Genomic DNA, 17,102 nt, shown 5'->3' with positions numbered 1-17,102 from the left:
GCTCTCGGACGGCTGGGCACCTGCAGGGAAGCCAAAGTAATCTTTCAAATACTCATAAGTAAAGTAGCGCTTATTTTCGCTCATTTTCAGTAACCTCATGTATTCTATTGCAGAAATCTGGCAATAGATACTTCTGTCATCTTTTGTTCGTGGTGCCCCGCACCACCCTGCGGCAAATACGGGGCCAAATCTGTGATCCAGCTAACAGAACTCACGAAATAGCCAGCCGTTAGCCATAAGGCGCAGAATCAGTTCCACAACAACTTCTGCCTGCAATTGGTCCCTCTTCGCGGCAACTGCCGCCCTCCTAGCCGGCGAATCGTAAAATTTTACGCAATATGAGCAGGCCCGTTTCAGCCTGTTGCCCGGTTTTGGGACCCCAGGCCGGGCGCGTTAAGCAGAACAAAACCGCCCGCCTCGCACTATCTCCGCGAAAGCAACAAAGCCCGGCACGTGCAGGTCGAGGGGGACCTGGCGAAGCCGGAAGGGGATGTCAGATGGAGACCGCTGCTCGTTCGCGCGCTTGGCGCGCTATCCTTGTGCTGTGCGGATTGATCCTACTCGGATCGGCCGCCGAGCTTCGCGCTGGCACGCTACTATCGCCGGGAGCCGGCGTCCTCGTGCGCAAATCCGCCGAGCCGTTCGGCGTGTTCGCCTTCGCCATCTCCGCCGGCAGCCTGCAACAGAAATGGCTCGCCCTGAGGTCCAGGCTCGACGATGACATGGTGCAGCTCGCCCTGTGCGACGGCGATCGGGACAATTGCGCTTCGCCCGCTGCGCTGAAACTGCTCGCGATCGTCGACCAGGCCCGCAGCCGTGACGGCCGCGCCCGGCTGGGCGAAACCAATCGCGCCATCAACCTCGGCATCCGCGCCGCCGATGACGGTTCTGAGGACGTCTGGAGCTCGCCGCTCGCGACCTTCGCGCGTGGCGCCGGGGATTGCGAGGACTATGCCATTGCCAAGCTCGCCGCTCTTAAGCTCGCGGGCATTGCCGCGGAAGATCTCCGCATCGTCGTGGTGCGCGACCTCAGGGCCGGCGAAGAGCATGCGATTGCCGCTGCACGGCTCGACGGCCACTGGCTGATGCTCGACAACCGTCGCATGGCAATGGTCGAGGACGACGCTGCACGGAGCTACCAGCCGCTGTTCGTGCTCTACCAGTCGGCCGTGTTGAAATATGTCGACGAGCCCGTGCGGTTCTCGATGATCGCCGCCGAGGCGCGTTGATCTTGTTGTAGCCCGGTATAAAGTACGCTTACCCCACAAAGTCATTTCGCCGCGCGATTCGGGACGCTAGCATGCCCGCGGCTATGCGGGGGCGACTGGAATGCGGTTCATCGTGCTGACTATGCTTGCGCTGCTGGCCTTGCCGGCGGCTCCAGGCTTCGCGCAATCCAGCCCGTCCGACCGCTCCGTCGCCGACAGGCTGCCGCTGTTCGCCAGGAACAACTGCCAGCAGATCCGCGATCCCGGCAATCAATTGTTCTGCGGTGATGCCGAGCTTGCCGCCGCCGCCGAGAAGCTGAGCACGGGAATCGAGGCGCGGCTTGCCCGCCTGCCCGATCGCCTGCCCGGGATCGAGGAGAACGCGATCTGGATCCGCCAGCGCAATCTCGGTTGCGGCATCGTCGGCCAGACCGCGATCCGCGCCGAAGATTTCGACCGGGTGAAGGCATGTCTTCTCAAGGTGACCGATGAGCGCGCAGCGATCGTACGCGATCCGGATTTCGACTGTCTCGCCGCCAACACCGCCGCGGGCGCGCTGATCTGTGCGGACCCGTCGCTGGCGCTGGCCGAGACTGAGTTGAACAGCCAGGTTCTCGGCCTGATCGGCAAGCTCGATCCGACCGCGGCGCGCTTTGCCTTCGCCGAATACGGCCGGTGGACGCGGGAGCGCGATCGCAAATGCAATCTGGTTGGCAAGGAGAACGTGCCGCTCGGGGAGCTCGAGTCCGCGGAGGACTGTCTCGCCGGCTATCTGAAGCACAAGGCTGACGAGATTGGCACGGCGAAAGGCGATCCGAAGAAGGTGTTCGGCCGGCAGGTCGCAGCCCACTCGCCCGACACCGATGCCGTCGATTTCTGCGCCGCGCGAATCCACGCGGCCAATTCCTGCGGCAACTTCCTCCGCATCAACCGCGTCTACGCACTCGACAGCCAGGTGGGCGAGCAGGAAGCGCAGGTCACGGGCGAGATCGAGATGGCCGTGCTGGCGCCCTTCGCCACCTGCAGCAAGATCGCCACGACCTGTACGGGCACCTGCTGGGATGCCAGAACGGGTCGTCCGCAGCCCGGCGTCGGCAACAAGGAGCGCTCCACGGACGCCTTCAACGTCACACGCCGCCTGCGGATCCAGCGCACGTTTGCATTTGTCAAAGCCGCCGATGGCTGGCGCTGCCGGGAAGACGAACTGGCCCCGGTGAATTCAGGCACCGCAGGTGGGGGATCGTAGGGCTGTGTGCTCTCCCTCTCCCCGCTCTTCGCAGGGAGAGGGTTGGGGTGAGCGGCTGCTTCAGCGAATCCGGTGACAGTTAGACTCGCGGAGAGCCCCCTCACCGGGAAATTTGCTGCGCAAATTCCCGCCTCTCCCCGCATGCGGGAAGAGGCGAAGAAATCAAAACATCAGATTGTCCTTCACCAGAACCCAGCGGCCGCCCTTGACCTGCTGCACCTGGGTGATGGTGTTGGCGAGGTGGTCGGTCTTGGAGAATTTGGTCGGCGGCGAGTTGAAGATGTCGAGGAACTTGTCGCCCGATTCCAGCGCGTCCAGCATCTTCTGGCCGGTCAGATCCTTGCCCGCCTTGTTGGCGTAAAACGCGAACGTCATCACCGCATTGTAGCCAATGATGGCCTGCGTGTTGGCATCGGTGCTGAACATCTTCTTGTAGTTGACCAGCCAGTCCTTCACCTTGCCCTTTGCGGTGTCCTCATAGGGAATCTCGAATCCGGACGCAGCATAGAGGCCTTCGACCGCCTCCTTGCCGAGCATGGGCACCTCCATCACGTTGGTCGGCGTCGCGCCGAGAAAGGTGACCTCCCAGCCGAGCTTCTTGGCTTCCGTCATCGCGCCGATGGGCTCACGGAGCACAGCGCCGAGCACAACGAGGTCGCAGCTGTCGGACTTCATCTTGGCGATCTGCGCGCTGAAGTCGGAGGCACCGCGCTTGTAGCTCGTGATCGAGGCCGGCTGCACCTTCATGGCAGTAAGCTGCTGGTTGAAGCCGTCGAGCACGTTCTTCCCGTACTCGTCGTCCTGATGCATGATGCAGGGTTTCTTGAAGTTCTTCCACTCCATCATGTATTTCAGCGCCGCCCGCGTACTCTCGACATAGGGCAGCAGATTGTTGAACTTCAGCCGCTCCTGCGGCTTGGCGGGATCGAACTTGAACGTGAACTCCGCCGCCGTCAGCGGGAAGAGCTGAAGCACGCCGGCGTCGAGCAGGATATCCTGCGCCGCCAGCACGGTCGGCGAGCCCATTGGCCCCACCATCGCGAAGATCTTGTCGCGCTCGATCAACTTCTGCGACGCGAGCACGGCCTTCTTCGGATCGTAGCCGCTGTCCTCGACGACAAGCCGAATCTTCCGCCCCTGGACGCCGCCGGCGGCGTTGATCTCCTCGACCGCCATCTTCATGCCGTTCGAGACTGGCACACCCCAGCCCTTGATCGGCCCCGACAGATCCTGATGGGTGCCGATGACGATCTCGGAGGCCGAGATGCCCTCATTGGTGACCTTGGTCTGCGCCGCGGCAGGCAGACAGGTGAGCACCACCGCGCCTGCCGCAAAGCCGAACGTTTTCAACGATCTCGACATTGAAGTCTCCTCTCCTTGGGGCCCTTATGATGCGAAGGGTGGGGCCTTCACTCCTTCCCTGTTATTCAAACAAGATTGTTCAAGCCACCGCCCGCGCCGGATACATCGCGTCGATCTCGGCGGCATAACGCTTGTTCACGAAGCCGCGCTTCAGCTTCATGGTTGGCGTCAGCTCTTCGTCCTCCGGGGTGAGCTGGCGTTCGATCAGATAGAATCTCTTGATGGTCTCGACGCGGGCGAAATTGGCATTGACCGTTTCGATTTCGCGCCAGATCAGGTCCTGGATCTCCGCCGCGCGGCACAGGCTGGCATAATTGGTGAAGGGGATGTCGTGGTCCTGCGCGAATTTCTCGACATTCTCCTGGTCGATCATCACGAGGCAGGTGAGGTATGGCCGCTTGTCGCCGATCACCACGGAATCCGAGATGTAGGGCGAGAATTTCAGTTGATTTTCGATTTCGGACGGCGTGATGTTCTTGCCCCCGGAGGTGATGATGATGTCCTTCATCCGGTCGGTGATGCGGACGAAGCCCTCATTGTCGATGGTGCCGACGTCGCCGGTATGCAGCCAACCGCGATGGTCGATGGTCTCGGCTGTCCTCTCCGGCTGGTTCAGGTAGCCCATGAACAGGAAGTCGCCCCTGATCAGGATTTCCCCCTCGGGTGACAGCGCGACTTCGCCCCAGGAAACCGCCTTGCCTACCGAGCCGAGCTTGATCCGCTCCGCCGGCATCATGGTGGCGACCCCGCAATTCTCGGTCTGGCCGTAGACCTCGTGAATGTCGATGCCGAGCGCGAGATACCAGCGGATCAGCTCCGGCGCGATTGGCGCCGCGCCGGTGAAGGCGATGCGGCAACGGTCGAGCCCGATCATGCGTCGGATGTTGCGGAAGACGACCCGGTAAGCGATGCCGTTGGCGAGCCGCAACGGCAGCGGCGGCGGCTTGCCTTCAATCCTGCAATCGACCATGCGATAGCCGATGTCGATGGCGCGGCGGTAGACCCATTGCTGCAACCGCGTCGCATCCTTCAGCGCGATGGTGATCGCGGAATAGAATTTCTCCCAGATCCGCGGCACCGCGAGGAAGATGGTCGGCTGCACCTCGCGCAGATTGTCCGGCACAGTCTCCGGACTCTCGGCAAAATTCATCACCGAGCCAAGCGCGACCGAGATGTAATAGCCGCCGATCCGTTCGGCGACGTGGCAAAGCGGCAGGAAGATCAGCCGGTCCTCGTTCTCGCGCGCCGGAATGAAATCGTTGGCGTGCCGCATCTGGTGCGTGACGCTACGGTTGGCGTGCATGGCGCCCTTGGGCGGACCCGTGGTGCCGGATGTATAGACGAGGACCGCGAGATCGCTTGCGCTACGACTGTCGACCATCTCCTGCCACAGCGCCTCGCGGCCGGCCATGTGGTTGCGCCCGAGCGCGCGAAACTCGTCGAGCGACATCACCATTTCATCGGAGAAGCCGCTGAGGCCCTCCATGTCGAACACGATGATCTTTCGCAGAGACGGGCAGCGTGCGCGACAGGCCAGGATCTTGTCGAGTTGCTCCTCGTCCTCGGCGAAGATCACCTTCGTCCGGGAATCGTTGACGAGATATTCGACTTGGGATGAGGCATCGGTCGGATAGATCCCGGAAGAGACGCCGCCGGCGCACAGAATGCCCATGTCGACATGGACCCATTCCGGCACGGCGTTGGCGATGATGGAAGCAACGTCGCCGGGCCTGAAGCCGATGGCATGCAGCGCGTAGGCGACCTCCTTCGAGATCTCCAGCCATTCGCGCCAGCTGGTCGGCTGCCAGATCCCGAATTTCTTCTCGCGTATAGCCGGCCTGTCGCCCCGCGTCTCCGCGGCGCGCAAAAAGCTTTTCGCGATCGTGTCAGCGACCGTCAGCACCGCCGGTCGGGCCATGCACGTCTCCTCCCTGTCGCGTTCCCCTCCGCTGCCTGCCTTGCCGGCGGTCTATATTGGCGGATGGGCTTTGGTATTTAAGGCTTTTTCTAACGCCAAGTCTTCCCTTAACGCCAAGTCTTCCTCTAACGCCAAGTCTTCTTCTTTTTCCAGCGCCGCTCGCCTCGTGCGCCCGCTTCCTTGGCGCCAAGGTAGAATTCCTGGATGTCCTTCGAATGCATCAAGCGGTCGCAGCTGTCGTTCATCACGATCCGGCCGGTCTCCAGTACATAGCCATAATGCGCCGTCTCCAGCGCCACCTTGGCGTTCTGCTCGACCAGCAGGATCGACATGCCCTGCTCCTCGTTGACGCGCCGGATGATCGCGAAGATTTCCTTCACCAGGATCGGCGACAGCCCAAGCGAGGGCTCGTCGAGCAGCAACAGAGTCGGCCGGTTCATCAGCGCGCGGCCGATCGCGAGCATCTGCTGCTCGCCGCCGGAGAGCTGTCCGGCCGGCTGGTTGATGCGCTCCTTCAGCCGCGGGAAATAGCCGTAGACGCGCTCCAGATCGTCCGCAACGCCGTTACGATCCTTGCGCGGATAGGCCCCCATCATCAGGTTCTCGCGCACGGAGAGGAACGGGAACACCTCGCGTCCCTCCGGCACGTGGCTGAGGCCCAGCCGCACGATCCTGTCCGCCTCCATGCGTTGAATCGACTTGCCCATGAACTCGATGGCGCCCTTCTGCGGATCGAGAATGCCCGAGATCGTCTTCAGCACCGTCGTCTTGCCGGCGCCGTTGGCGCCCAGCAGCGTGACGATGCGGCCGCGCGGCACTTCGAGCGAGATGCCGCGGATGGCCATGATCGGCCCGTAATAGCTCTCGATGTTGGAGAGTTTCAGGATGATGTCTGGTGTTACCACGGCATCCATCGCGTCAGGCTCCCAGATAGGCGGCAACGACATCGGGGTGCTGTTGCACTTCGGCGGGCGAGCCCATCGCCAGCACCCGGCCGTAGTTCAGGGCGATGACGCGGTCGGAGACGCGGTTGACCAGCGACATATCGTGCTCGACCATGAGCACGGTGACGCCGAGCTCGCTCTTCAGGTCGCGGATCCAGAACGACATGTCGTCGGTCTCCTCCACGTTGAGGCCGGAGGACGGCTCGTCGAGCAGGATCAGCTTCGGCTCCGAGCACAGCGCGCGGGCCAGCTCGATCACCTTGCGCACGCCGTAAGGCAGACCCGAGATCAGCTTGTCGCGGTAGGGCTCGAGATCGAGGAATTCGATGACCTGTTCGACCCTGCGGCGATGCACCTTCTCGTCGGCGCGCACGCCCGGCAGGAACAACAGCTCCTGCCAAAGCTGCGTGGTCGAATGCCGGTGGCGGCCGACCAACAGGTTCGACAACACCGTCGCATTCTCGAACAGTTCGATGTTCTGGAACGTGCGGGCGATGCCGAGCCTTGCGATGTCGTGGGGCGGCTGCTCCGTGATGTCCTGGTCTTCGAAGAAGATGCGACCCGAGGTCGGGCGGTAGATCCGCGAAATCAGGTTGAAAATCGAGCTCTTGCCGGCACCGTTGGGCCCGATGATCGAGAGGATCTCGCCCTTCTCGACCGCGAACGACACCGCATCGACGGCCTTCAGCCCACCGAAATGCAGGGACAAGTTCTCGGCGCGAAAATAGCTCATCGGTTGCGCTCCGACTTCACGTAGATCTTCTGCCGCTTGAAGGTGGCGCGCTTGTAGAGCGGGAACAGCTGGAAGAAGAGTTTGATCTTGAGCCAGCGGCCGTAAAGCCCGAGCGGCTCGAACAGCACGAACAATACGATGATGATGCCGTAGATCGCGCCTTTCAGGCCGTTGAGCGAGGCAAAGGCCGCGACCTTGGACTGGACATTGGCTGCGGCTTGCGTGCCCGCTCCGAAGGTCGCTGCAATGCCGGCGATGATGCCGGGCATGTCGTCCTTGAGGTAGGTCAGGAACGGATCGATCATCACGATGAAGATTGCCCCCAGCACCGCGCCGTGCAGGCTGAAGGTGCCGCCGATCAGGATTACGATGATGAACTCGATCGAGAGTTGGAGCGTGAACATCTCCGGCGAGATGAAGGAGAGCTTGTGCGCAAACAACACGCCGGCGAAGCCGGTGATCGCCGCGGAGATCGCAAAGGACTTCACCTTGTACAGCGCGACATTGACGCCCATGCTGCGCGCAGCGGTCTCGCTGTCGCGGATCGCGACGAAGGCGCGCCCGGTGGGCGAACGCAGCAGATTGAGCGTACCGACGATGGTCAGCACCAGCACGGCGAGGCAGAGGAAATAGAAAGTGGGGCTGTCGCGCGGCACCGCAACGCCGAGCAGCGACAGCGTCTTCACCCGCATGCCCTCGTTGCCGTGGGTCACGCTCTCCCAACGCGCCAGGATCTCCTCGACGATCAAGGCGAAGGAGATAGTGGCGATGACGAGGTAGATGCCCTGGAGCCGCAGCGCGGGAAAGCCGACCAACGCGCCAATGCAACCGGACAGAAGGCCTGCGGCGAGGAAGTAGACCGGGAACGGCACGTTGTACGTCTGCAAGTACGCCGCCGTGTAGGCGCCGATCGCGAGGAACGCCGCGTGCCCGAGCGAGGCCTGCCCGGTGAAACCGGTCAGGATCAGCAGCGCCACGCCGACGGTCGCATAGATGCAGACGAAGACGAGCTGGCTCATCAGATAGCTGGAGAGCACATAGGGCGCGATCAGCAGCACGGCCAGCAGGAGACCGTATGAGACGTAATAGCCCGAATGCGGAAACAGCCTGATGTCGTCCTCGTAGTCGGTCTTGAACAGGAAGCGCATGCGTTCAGACCTTCTTGCGGACGTGAAGGCCGAACAGGCCTTCGGGCTTGAGCAAGAGCACGGCGAGCAGCACGATGTAGGGCGCGACGTCCTTCCAGCCCTCGGCCAGATAGAAGCCCGCCATGCTCTCGATGACGCCGATCAGGACGCCGCCGACCACGGCGCCGGGGATCGAGCCGAAGCCGCCGAGCACGGCGGCCGGAAACGCCTTGAGGCCGAGCACGAGGCCGACATTGGAATGGATGAAGGTGATCGGCGCCAGCAGCACGCCGGCGCAGGTCGCGACCGCAGCGCTGATCGCCCAGACGATCGACACCACGCGCTTGACCGGAATGCCCATGTAATAGGCCGCGAGCATGTTCTCGGAACTGGCGCGCATCGCAGTGCCGAGCGTGGTCTTGTTGAAGAACAGATAGAGCAGCGTGCACAGGATCATGGTCGCCGCGATCACCGAGAGCTTGTCGTAGGCGAGCACCAGCGGGCCGATGCGCAGCACGCCCTGGCTAAACGGCGTCTCGATCTTCAGATCATCGGTCCCCCAGATCATGCCTGCGATCGAGCGCAGGAAATAGCCGAGCCCGATGGTGGCCATGATGATGGAGAATTGCGGATAGCCGAGGATCGGCCGCACCACCACGCGCTCGGCCAGCATGCCGAACAGCGCCATCGCCGCCACCGCACCGGCAAAGCCGATCCAGTAGTTCAGCCCCATCATGCCGATGAAGGTGAAGGCAAAGAAGCCGCCCAGCATCATCAAATCGCCCTGGGCGAAATTGACGACCTCGGTGGCTTTGTAGACAAGCACGAAGCCGAGCGCGATCAGGCCGTAGACGCAGCCGAGCGCAACACCGCTGACCAGCTGCTGAACGAAATCCAGCATCGTCGCGCATCCTCCCGATACAACCGGCGGTTCTTCCTGACCGCCTTGCCGCATCTTGTGTTCAGTCGCTACGCAGTCGTTTCGCTGCGTTCGCGCCATTCGTCCCTTCACCAATTCAGCCTGAACCGCCAAGCGCTGTCAACAAACGGTGACTTGCCATTAGTCCAATCCGGATGACGGAATTTGCGGCAGCGCGATTCACGGTGCCGAAACATCTTCGGGGCATGGTCGCGAGCGATGCAAAACCGCAAGGTGTGGCCGTGATGAAGCGGGACGACTCGGCGCTCGAAGTCATGGGGTTAACGAAGTGTTTTGACCGTCTGGCGGTCGATAACCTCGATCTCACCATCCATGCCGGCGAATTCTATGCGCTGGTCGGCCCCAACGGCGCCGGCAAGACCACCACTTTGCGCATGGTTGCAGGCCTTTTGCGGCCCGATGCCGGCTCGGTCTCCATCTTCGGCATCGATGCGCTCCAAAACCCCGTCGCCGCCAAGCAGGTGATGGCGTGGGTCTCCGACGAGCCCATGATCTATGACAAGCTCACGCCGCTCGAATATCTCGAGTTCGTAGCCGGTCTGTGGGGCATCGCACCATCGGCCTCGGAACCGGTCGCCGCGGAGCTCCTGAACTCGCTCGGGCTCGAGCCGCACCGGCACGAACGCTGCGAGGGCTTTTCCAAGGGCATGCGCCAGAAGGTCGCCCTCGCCGGCGCCCTGGTGCACGATCCCCGCCTCATCATCCTCGACGAGCCGCTGACGGGACTGGACGCCGTCTCCGCCCGCCATGTCAAGGGACTCCTGAGCGAGCGCGTCCGCGCCGGCTGCACCGTCATCATGACCACGCATATCCTCGAGGTCGCCGAACGCATGGCCGACCGCATCGGCGTGATCGCAGCCGGCCGCCTGGTTGCCGAGGGCACGCTGACTGAGCTCCGGCAGCAAAACGGGCACGCCGATACCAGCCTGGAAGATCTCTTCATCGCGCTGGTGACCCTCCAGGAAGCCGCATGAGCTCGGCCACCGCGCTGTCCTGGTTCGCCCGCCACGAGCTCCGGCTCGCCTGGCGCGAATGGCTCGCCATGATGACCGGCGGGCGGCGCAATCGAACGCGTGCCGCGGTGATCGGCCTGCTGTTCTTCGCGGCGCTGCTGCACGTCCCGGCCTGGGCGGTGATCGGCCGCTTCGCCGACCTGCAATTGCCGCTCGACAAATCCTCGCTGATCGTGATTTCGGCGACAATTTTTCTGGCCTGGACGCTGATGCTGTCACAGGCGATCGAATCGGTGACGCGGGTGTTCTACGCACGCGCCGATCTCGACCTCATCATGTCCTCACCCGCGACGCTGGCCAATCTGTTCTCGGTGCGCATCGCCGCGATCGCGCTCGCCATCACGGTGATGGCGCTGCTGTTCTCGACACCCTTCATCGACGTGCTGGTGTTCGGGGGCGGCGCGCGCTGGCTTGCAGCGTTCGGCGTCGTCGTCGCGATGGGCCTGTCGGCCGCAGCGATCGCGATCGCCGTCACCATCCTGCTGTTCCGCCTGATCGGTCCGGCGCGGACACGGTTCGTCGCCCAGATCCTCGCCGCCATCATCGGCGCCGGCTTCGTGATCGCGCTCCAGGTGGCGGCGATCATGTCCTACGGCACGCTGTCGCGCTTCACCATCCTGACCTCGGGTAGCTTGGCCGCTTACGCGCCCGATGCCGACAGCATCTGGTGGTGGCCGGCGCGGGCGGCGATGGGGGATGCCGAAGCGCTGCTGCTGCTCCTGGCGCTCGGCCTCGTGCTGCTCGGAGGCGTCATGGCGATCTTCTCGGGCCGCTTTGCGGACACGGCGATCGATGCCGCCGCCTATGGCGCGTCCGGCCGTCGCAGCGCGAAGGAGCGCCCGTTCCGCGGCGGACCGCGGCAGCATGCCCTACGGCGCAAGGAATTTTCGCTGCTCTGGCGCGATCCCTGGCTGATCTCGCAGACGCTGATGCAGCTGCTCTATCTGGTGCCGCCGGCATTGCTGCTCTGGCGCAACTTTGCCGACAGCTCCGCGGCGCTGACGCTGATCACGCCCGTCATCGTCATGGCGGCGGGACAACTCGCCGGCGGGCTTGCCTGGCTGACGCTCTCGGGCGAGGACGCGCCCGACCTGGTTGCGACCGCGCCATTGCCGCCGTCCAGCGTCATCCGCGCCAAGATAGAGGTGGTGCTGATCGCGATCGGCGTCATCTTCTGCCCGCTGATCGCGGCGCTCGCTTTCGCCTCGGCGTTCCAGGCCGCGGTCAGCGCCGGTGCGGTCATCGTCAGTGCGGCCTCCGCCACCGCAATCCAGCTCTGGTTCCGGGTGCAAGCCCGGCGCAGCCAATTCCGCCGCCGCCAGACCTCGTCGCGGCTTGCGACCTTTGCCGAGGCGTTCTCCTCGATCGGCTGGGCTGCCAGCGCCGCGCTGGTGCTCACGCTGCCCATCGTCGGCCTCGTCAGCAGCCTGATCACCGCGAGCCTCGTCGCCCTCACCTGGAAGTTCAGCCCGCGGCGGGAGTAGTAAAGGCGCGAATCATAGGGCGGCGTGACGGTGCGACACTGACGCGCTGTTGATCGCGCGCTGTTGGCCACGCGCTGCATTGCAAGCTAGACTTTCCCCTGAAGTCATCGGGGATGAATTCATGCGACGACTGGTTTCGGCCGCTCTGGCGCTGTTCGGCGCATTCCTCTCACCTGCCATCGCCCAGCAGTCGCAGCGCAGCGAATGCTTGGCGATGGCGAATGCTGCGCCGCGCCTCATGTCGGTCGCGTTCAGGCAGGCGGCGGCTGCGCCCGAGGTCGAGATCACCTATGCCGGCCATTCCACCTATTTCATCGACACGCCCGGCGGCTTACGCATCGCCACCGACTATAGCGGGGCCTACCAGGTGGGCCGGCTGCCCGATGTCGTCACCATGAACCGGGCCCACAGCACGCACTACTCTTTATATCCCGACAAGCGCATTCCTCGTGTGCTGCATGGCTGGGGCGAGGACGGCAAGCCGGCCATCGTGTCGGAGCGCATCGGCGACACCTTCATCCGCAACGTCACGACCGACATCCGTCGCTATTTCGGCGACGATGCCGGCGCCGACATGATCCGTGACGGCAACTCCATCTTCATCTTCGAGGTGGCGGGCCTCTGCATCGGCCATCTCGGCCATCTTCACCACAAGCTCGATGACAGCCACTTCGCCCAGATCGGGCGGCTCGACATCGTGATGGTGCCGATCGACGGCACCTACACCATGTCGCTCGACGGCGTCTCCGAGATCACCAAGCGGCTGCGCGCCTCGGTGGTGCTGCCGATGCACCGCTTCGCCACCCCGCTCGACGATTTCATGCAACGCATCGGCCAGCAGTTCGAGATCGACCGGCGCATGGAACGAAGTTTCCGGATGTCCCGAGATGCGTTGCCGTCGAAGCCGACGGTGATCATCCTCGACGGGGTGTGACGCAATTTTCTCCAAGTCGGCTGCCGGCCGGTCGTGCTGATCTCCCGCAAAGGGAGATCGACATGACCGACTTTGCGAGATTATTGCACGCGGACGGACCGAACCCCCAGCACGCGGCGGCACTCCAGCTTTATGGCCGCTTCGTCGGCGATTGGGACGCCGAGATCACCGCCCATGGACCCGATGGAACGAAACACACCGCGCCCGGCGAAATCCATTTCGGCTGGGTGCTGGAGGGCCGCGCCGTGCAAGACGTCTGGATCATTCCGCGCCCGGCCGGCAGCCCGGCCTTGCCGATCGCCGGCAATTGGTACGGCACGACGCTGCGGGTCTACGATCCGACCATCGATGCCTGGCGGATTTCATGGTTCGATCCCGGCCGCTGCATATTCCGCCAGCAGATCGGCCGTCCACGCGATGCCGACATCGTGCAGGAAGGCACGACCGAAGCTGGCGACCTGACGCGCTGGAGTTTTACGGAAGTCACCGAGGATTTCTTCCACTGGCTCGGCGAGGTCAAGCCGGCCACCGCAACCGATTGGCGGCTGGTGGTCGATGTGAGGGCGAAGCGGCGCAAGGGTTGACGCCGGCGCCGCTGTACCGCGATGACGGGCGCGATTGCGCAACGCGCGTTGGTGCATGCGAGGACGAGGTGCTAGGCTCCCAAAACAAGAAGCATACATCAAGGGAGCGCACGCCGATGGCTGCAAGCGGTTTGCCCGCCAACACGAGCGGGCTATTCGTCGAGCCGCGCGAGGACTGGCTCGCGCTGCATCAGGAGGAGATCATCGATCCCTCACGGCCGATCGTCGATCCCCATCACCATCTCTGGAATCGCGGGCACCGCTATCTGATCGAGGAGATGGCGGCAGATATCGCCTCCGGCCACAACGTCATCGCCACCGTCTATGTCGATTGCCGCTCGATGTATCGCGCGCACGGGCCGGAGGCGTTCCGGCCGGTGGGCGAAGTCGAGTTCGCCAATGGCGTCGCCGCGATGAGCGCCAGCGGCGGTTACGGCAAGGCCGCGATTTGCGCCGGCATCGTCAGCCACGTCAATCTGCTGCTCGGCGATGCCGCACAACCCGTGTTGGAGGCCGAGATCGCGGCGGGCAACGGTCGCTTCCGCGGCATCCGGCATTCCTCGGCCTGGGACCAGGATCCTGCTGTCGCCGGCATGTATGCGAGCCGGCCGCAGGGATTGCTGCAGGACCCGACCTTCCGCAAGGGCTTTGCCTGCCTCGCGCCGCTCAACCTGAGCTTCGACGCTCGGCTGTTCCATCCGCAAATCGGCGAGCTGACCGAGCTCGCCCGCGCATTTCCCGACACCAGGATCGTGCTCGACCATTGCGGCGGCCCGGCCGGAATCGGCCGCTTTGCGGGGCGACGCGAGGAGGTGTTTCCGCAATGGCGCGCCTCGATCCGGGAGATCGCCAAATGCGAGAACGTGGTGGTGAAGCTCGGCGGGCTCGCGATGTGCCTGCTCGGCTACGACTTCCATTTGCGCGCGAGTCCGCCATCATCCAAGGAGCTTGCCGCGGCGTGGCGGCCTTACATCGAAACCTGCATCGAGGCGTTTGGACCCGAGCGCGCGATGTTCGAGAGCAACTTCCCGCCGGACAAGGGCCAGTGCAGCTACCAGGTGATCTTCAACACGTTCAAGCGTATCGCGGCGCCCCTGAGCGAGACCGAGAAGACGGCGTTGTTCTCGCAGACCGCGAGCAATTTCTACCGGCTCGATTTGCCTTAAAGGGATTGGCACCATGACGAGAACAGGGGCCGGGATGTTGATCCCGGCCCCTGTTCCGTCGTGACCGCTGGGAAGCGTCCTTGAACTGTTTGAACTCTAATTTGCGCCCATCAGCGAGGCCGGACGGCGCTCGCCGGTGGCGACGAAGATCTTCTTGAGCTTGTTGACGACGCGGATCAGGAAGCCGATCATCACGGGATTGGTCTTGCGGCAGAAGGCGATCTTCTTGACGTGGCCTTCGACATGCCATTTGGCATGCGCGCCGTCGCGGAAGAAGATGACGTCGCCCGGGCCGTAGCGCTTCGGCGGCATGCCGTCGCTTTCGAGCACGATCGATCCTTCCATGATCATGATCGTCTCGTCGATATCGTAGTACCAGTTGAAGCGCCCTTCGGTGCAGGCCCAGATGATGGTCGAAGCGGTGCCGTCGGCGCTGGTGGACAGGATGTGCGAGCGCGACACCGGATTGCCTTCGATAATCCAGGACGGCTCGATCGGCCGCAGCTCGAGATCTACATTGCAATGACTGATTTCAATCAATGTGCGCGACATCTGTTTCCTCGGGGGATAAAATATGACCTGCCCGGATCTCGGCCCGGATTGTTCAAAGATGGCGGGAACGCTAGTAGCCGATTTTTAATTCTTTCTTACGCAGGGCCCGACAATCAGCCGCAAGTTGCAGACGCGAAACGGTTAACGTCGCAATTTCCCTGCAATTTCGAGCACATGAACCCTTCTTTTCCGGGGTGCGACAAAGTGCGCGAAGCATCTGAAGGAGCCATGCCGATGCCCCTCACCCCGGAGGTTCTCAAAGCTCATGGCGAGGTCGTCGCCTGGCTCGGCAGCCTCGATGTCTCCTTCGCAACCGAAGAGGAGCCCTGGTTCACCGTTGACGGCATCGAAAGCCCCGGGCAGATCGGCGGTGACCTCCATGAGATGCTTCGGGCGGCGGATGCGCTCGAGGCGACACTCGACGACGAGGACGACGTCAACGAGGCCCCCGAGCAAATCCGCAGGGGCCTCGACCTGCCCGAGGCGAATGATCCGGTCGGTGCGCTCTACGATGCGGTGGCGGCCTCCGACGCCGTCGTGCGGGCCACCGACGGCAGCCCGTTCACGACGTTGTTCAACCGCTTCAGCATCGACAACAGCCCGATGCTGCGCAACCCGGCTGCGTAGTTACTTCGCCCATTCGCCCTTGCGAAACACCGGCACTTTGCTGCCGTCGGCGAGAATGCCGTCGATGTCGGTCTCGGCCGAGCCGATCATCCAGTCGATATGGATCAGGCTCTGGTTGCCGCCTTGCGCGGCGATCTGCTGCGGCGTGAGCTGCGCGCCGTTGACGAAGCACTTCGAGTAGCACTGGCCAAGCGCGATGTGCGAGGCAGCGTTCTCGTCGAACAGCGTGTTGTAGAACAACAGTCCGCTCTGCGAGATCGGCGAGGAATGCGGCACCAGGGCCACCTCGCCGAGACGGCGCGCGCCCTCGTCGGTATCGAGCACCTTGTTCAGTACCTCCTCGCCGCGCGAAGCCTTCGCATCGACGATCCTGCCGTCCTCGAAACGCACCGCGATCTTGTCGATCAGCGTGCCCTGGTAGGACAGCGGCTTCGAGCTCACGACATGGCCGTAGACGCGCCGGCAATGCGGCGTGGTGAAGACCTCTTCGGTCGGGATATTGGCGTTGCAGCTGATGCCGTTCTTGGAGAGCGAAGCGCCGCCTTCCCATTCATGGCCGTCGGCGAGCCCGATGGTGAGGTCAGTGCCCGGTCCCGAGTACTGGAGCGCGCGGAAACGCTGGCCGTTGAGCCAGTTGGTGCGCTCGCGCAGCACCGCATTGTGGCTCGCCCAATTGGCCGGCGCGTCGTCGCGATCGACGCGGGACGCCGCGAAGATCGCGTCCGCGAGCTTGCCGATCGCGACCTCTTCAGGATCGTTCGGAAAGACTTGCTTTGCCCAGGATGGGCTTGGATACGCAATGATGTTCCAGTTGGTATCGAAATTGACGATCTTTTCCAGCGCCGGCTGATAGGCCATGGAATTGGCCTTGCTGGCGCGCGCGACCTTGGAAGCATCTTCGCCCGACAGCAGCATCGGATTGTCGCCGACGATGGCGAGACGGGCGGTGTTGTTGGAGAACGCCTTGGCCATGCCCTCGTAGAGCCAGTTGGCGGCGCGATCGAAGCTGTCGTCGTGGCCGTGGCGGTAGCGCGCCAGCGTCATCTCTTCGTCGGAGAGAATGGGCGTCACGATGCCGGCGCCGGCCTTGTAGGCATGCACGGCAATCCGCCGCACCAGCGGCAACGCGATCGCAGGTGCCGTCAAGAGCAGATCCTGGCCCGGCCGCAAGCCCAGGCCCACCTTCACCGCCACCTCGGCCAGCCGGTCGAGCTTCACGGGATCGATGGGAGTGGAGGTGATGCGTTGATCAGTCATGCCGGGT

The 17,102-nt window shown here is 63.3% G+C and carries 16 protein-coding genes; 8 read left to right on the top strand and 8 right to left on the bottom strand.

The window, feature by feature from the left end; all coding sequences use genetic code 11:
• Positions 1-497 precede the first annotated feature (497 nt).
• The gene (locus IVB36_RS04375; protein WP_018458192.1) at positions 498-1,229 is read left to right on the top strand and encodes a transglutaminase-like cysteine peptidase; all 732 of its coding nucleotides are present in this window, start codon (positions 498-500) and stop codon (positions 1,227-1,229) included.
• A 100-nt stretch (positions 1,230-1,329) separates the two neighbouring features.
• On the top strand, positions 1,330-2,454 hold the full coding sequence (locus tag IVB36_RS04370; RefSeq protein WP_018458191.1) for a lysozyme inhibitor LprI family protein: 1,125 nt from the start codon (positions 1,330-1,332) through the stop codon (positions 2,452-2,454).
• A gap of 162 nt (positions 2,455-2,616) precedes the next feature.
• Here the strand turns inward: IVB36_RS04370 and IVB36_RS04365 are convergent, their stop codons facing one another.
• The 6 genes from IVB36_RS04365 to IVB36_RS04340 form a co-directional block, all read right to left on the bottom strand.
• Positions 2,617-3,816 carry an ABC transporter substrate-binding protein gene (locus IVB36_RS04365; protein ID WP_026233521.1) on the bottom strand — a complete coding sequence of 400 codons (1,200 nt, stop codon included), beginning with the start codon at positions 3,814-3,816 and terminating at the stop codon, positions 2,617-2,619.
• A 79-nt stretch (positions 3,817-3,895) separates the two neighbouring features.
• Positions 3,896-5,734: an AMP-dependent synthetase/ligase gene (locus tag IVB36_RS04360; RefSeq protein ID WP_018458189.1), complete on the bottom strand. Its 1,839-nt coding sequence runs from the start codon at positions 5,732-5,734 to the stop codon at positions 3,896-3,898.
• A 125-nt stretch (positions 5,735-5,859) separates the two neighbouring features.
• Positions 5,860-6,648: an ABC transporter ATP-binding protein gene (locus tag IVB36_RS04355; RefSeq protein WP_018458188.1), complete on the bottom strand. Its 789-nt coding sequence runs from the start codon at positions 6,646-6,648 to the stop codon at positions 5,860-5,862.
• A gap of 4 nt (positions 6,649-6,652) precedes the next feature.
• Positions 6,653-7,411 carry an ABC transporter ATP-binding protein gene (locus tag IVB36_RS04350; protein ID WP_018458187.1) on the bottom strand — a complete coding sequence of 253 codons (759 nt, stop codon included), beginning with the start codon at positions 7,409-7,411 and terminating at the stop codon, positions 6,653-6,655.
• Positions 7,408-8,559 carry a branched-chain amino acid ABC transporter permease gene (locus IVB36_RS04345; RefSeq protein ID WP_018458186.1) on the bottom strand — a complete coding sequence of 384 codons (1,152 nt, stop codon included), beginning with the start codon at positions 8,557-8,559 and terminating at the stop codon, positions 7,408-7,410. Before IVB36_RS04345 ends, IVB36_RS04350 begins: the two co-directional genes overlap by 4 nt.
• A gap of 4 nt (positions 8,560-8,563) precedes the next feature.
• Positions 8,564-9,439, bottom strand: coding sequence for a branched-chain amino acid ABC transporter permease (locus tag IVB36_RS04340; protein WP_018458185.1), 876 nt, complete (start codon positions 9,437-9,439; stop codon positions 8,564-8,566).
• A gap of 263 nt (positions 9,440-9,702) precedes the next feature.
• On the opposite strand from IVB36_RS04340, the gene IVB36_RS04335 reads away from it, so the two are divergent.
• The 5 genes from IVB36_RS04335 (at position 9,703) to IVB36_RS04315 (ending at position 14,659) form a co-directional block, all read left to right on the top strand.
• Entirely contained in the window at positions 9,703-10,452 is a 750-nt protein-coding gene (locus IVB36_RS04335; protein ID WP_026233520.1) for an ABC transporter ATP-binding protein, read from the top strand.
• Complete coding sequence (locus IVB36_RS04330; protein WP_247390760.1) at positions 10,449-11,975, top strand: permease; 1,527 nt, start codon at positions 10,449-10,451, stop codon at positions 11,973-11,975. Before IVB36_RS04335 ends, IVB36_RS04330 begins: the two co-directional genes overlap by 4 nt.
• Positions 11,976-12,096: 121 nt before the next feature.
• The gene (locus IVB36_RS04325) at positions 12,097-12,909 is read left to right on the top strand and encodes an MBL fold metallo-hydrolase (RefSeq protein WP_018458182.1); all 813 of its coding nucleotides are present in this window, start codon (positions 12,097-12,099) and stop codon (positions 12,907-12,909) included.
• A gap of 62 nt (positions 12,910-12,971) precedes the next feature.
• Entirely contained in the window at positions 12,972-13,493 is a 522-nt protein-coding gene (locus tag IVB36_RS04320) for a hypothetical protein (RefSeq protein WP_018458181.1), read from the top strand.
• 116 nt (positions 13,494-13,609) lie between these two features.
• Positions 13,610-14,659, top strand: a complete 1,050-nt coding sequence (locus tag IVB36_RS04315; RefSeq protein WP_018458180.1) for an amidohydrolase family protein — start codon at positions 13,610-13,612, stop codon at positions 14,657-14,659.
• A 96-nt stretch (positions 14,660-14,755) separates the two neighbouring features.
• Here IVB36_RS04315 and IVB36_RS04310 read toward each other — a convergent pair whose 3' ends face one another.
• Positions 14,756-15,211 carry a cupin domain-containing protein gene (locus tag IVB36_RS04310; protein ID WP_018458179.1) on the bottom strand — a complete coding sequence of 152 codons (456 nt, stop codon included), beginning with the start codon at positions 15,209-15,211 and terminating at the stop codon, positions 14,756-14,758.
• Between the two features lie 234 nt (positions 15,212-15,445).
• Here IVB36_RS04310 and IVB36_RS04305 point away from each other — a divergent pair, with 234 nt between their 5' ends.
• Positions 15,446-15,838: a hypothetical protein gene (locus tag IVB36_RS04305; protein WP_026233519.1), complete on the top strand. Its 393-nt coding sequence runs from the start codon at positions 15,446-15,448 to the stop codon at positions 15,836-15,838.
• Here the strand turns inward: IVB36_RS04305 and IVB36_RS04300 are convergent, their stop codons facing one another.
• Positions 15,839-17,095 carry an aminopeptidase gene (locus IVB36_RS04300; RefSeq protein ID WP_018458177.1) on the bottom strand — a complete coding sequence of 419 codons (1,257 nt, stop codon included), beginning with the start codon at positions 17,093-17,095 and terminating at the stop codon, positions 15,839-15,841. It lies immediately after the preceding gene.
• Positions 17,096-17,102 lie beyond the last annotated feature (7 nt).

The organism is Bradyrhizobium sp. 35 (genome assembly GCF_023073215.1).
In the GTDB taxonomy this organism is placed as follows: Bacteria; Pseudomonadota; Alphaproteobacteria; order Rhizobiales; family Xanthobacteraceae; genus Bradyrhizobium; species Bradyrhizobium canariense_D.
This window is presented reverse-complemented; position numbering and strand designations above follow the sequence as displayed.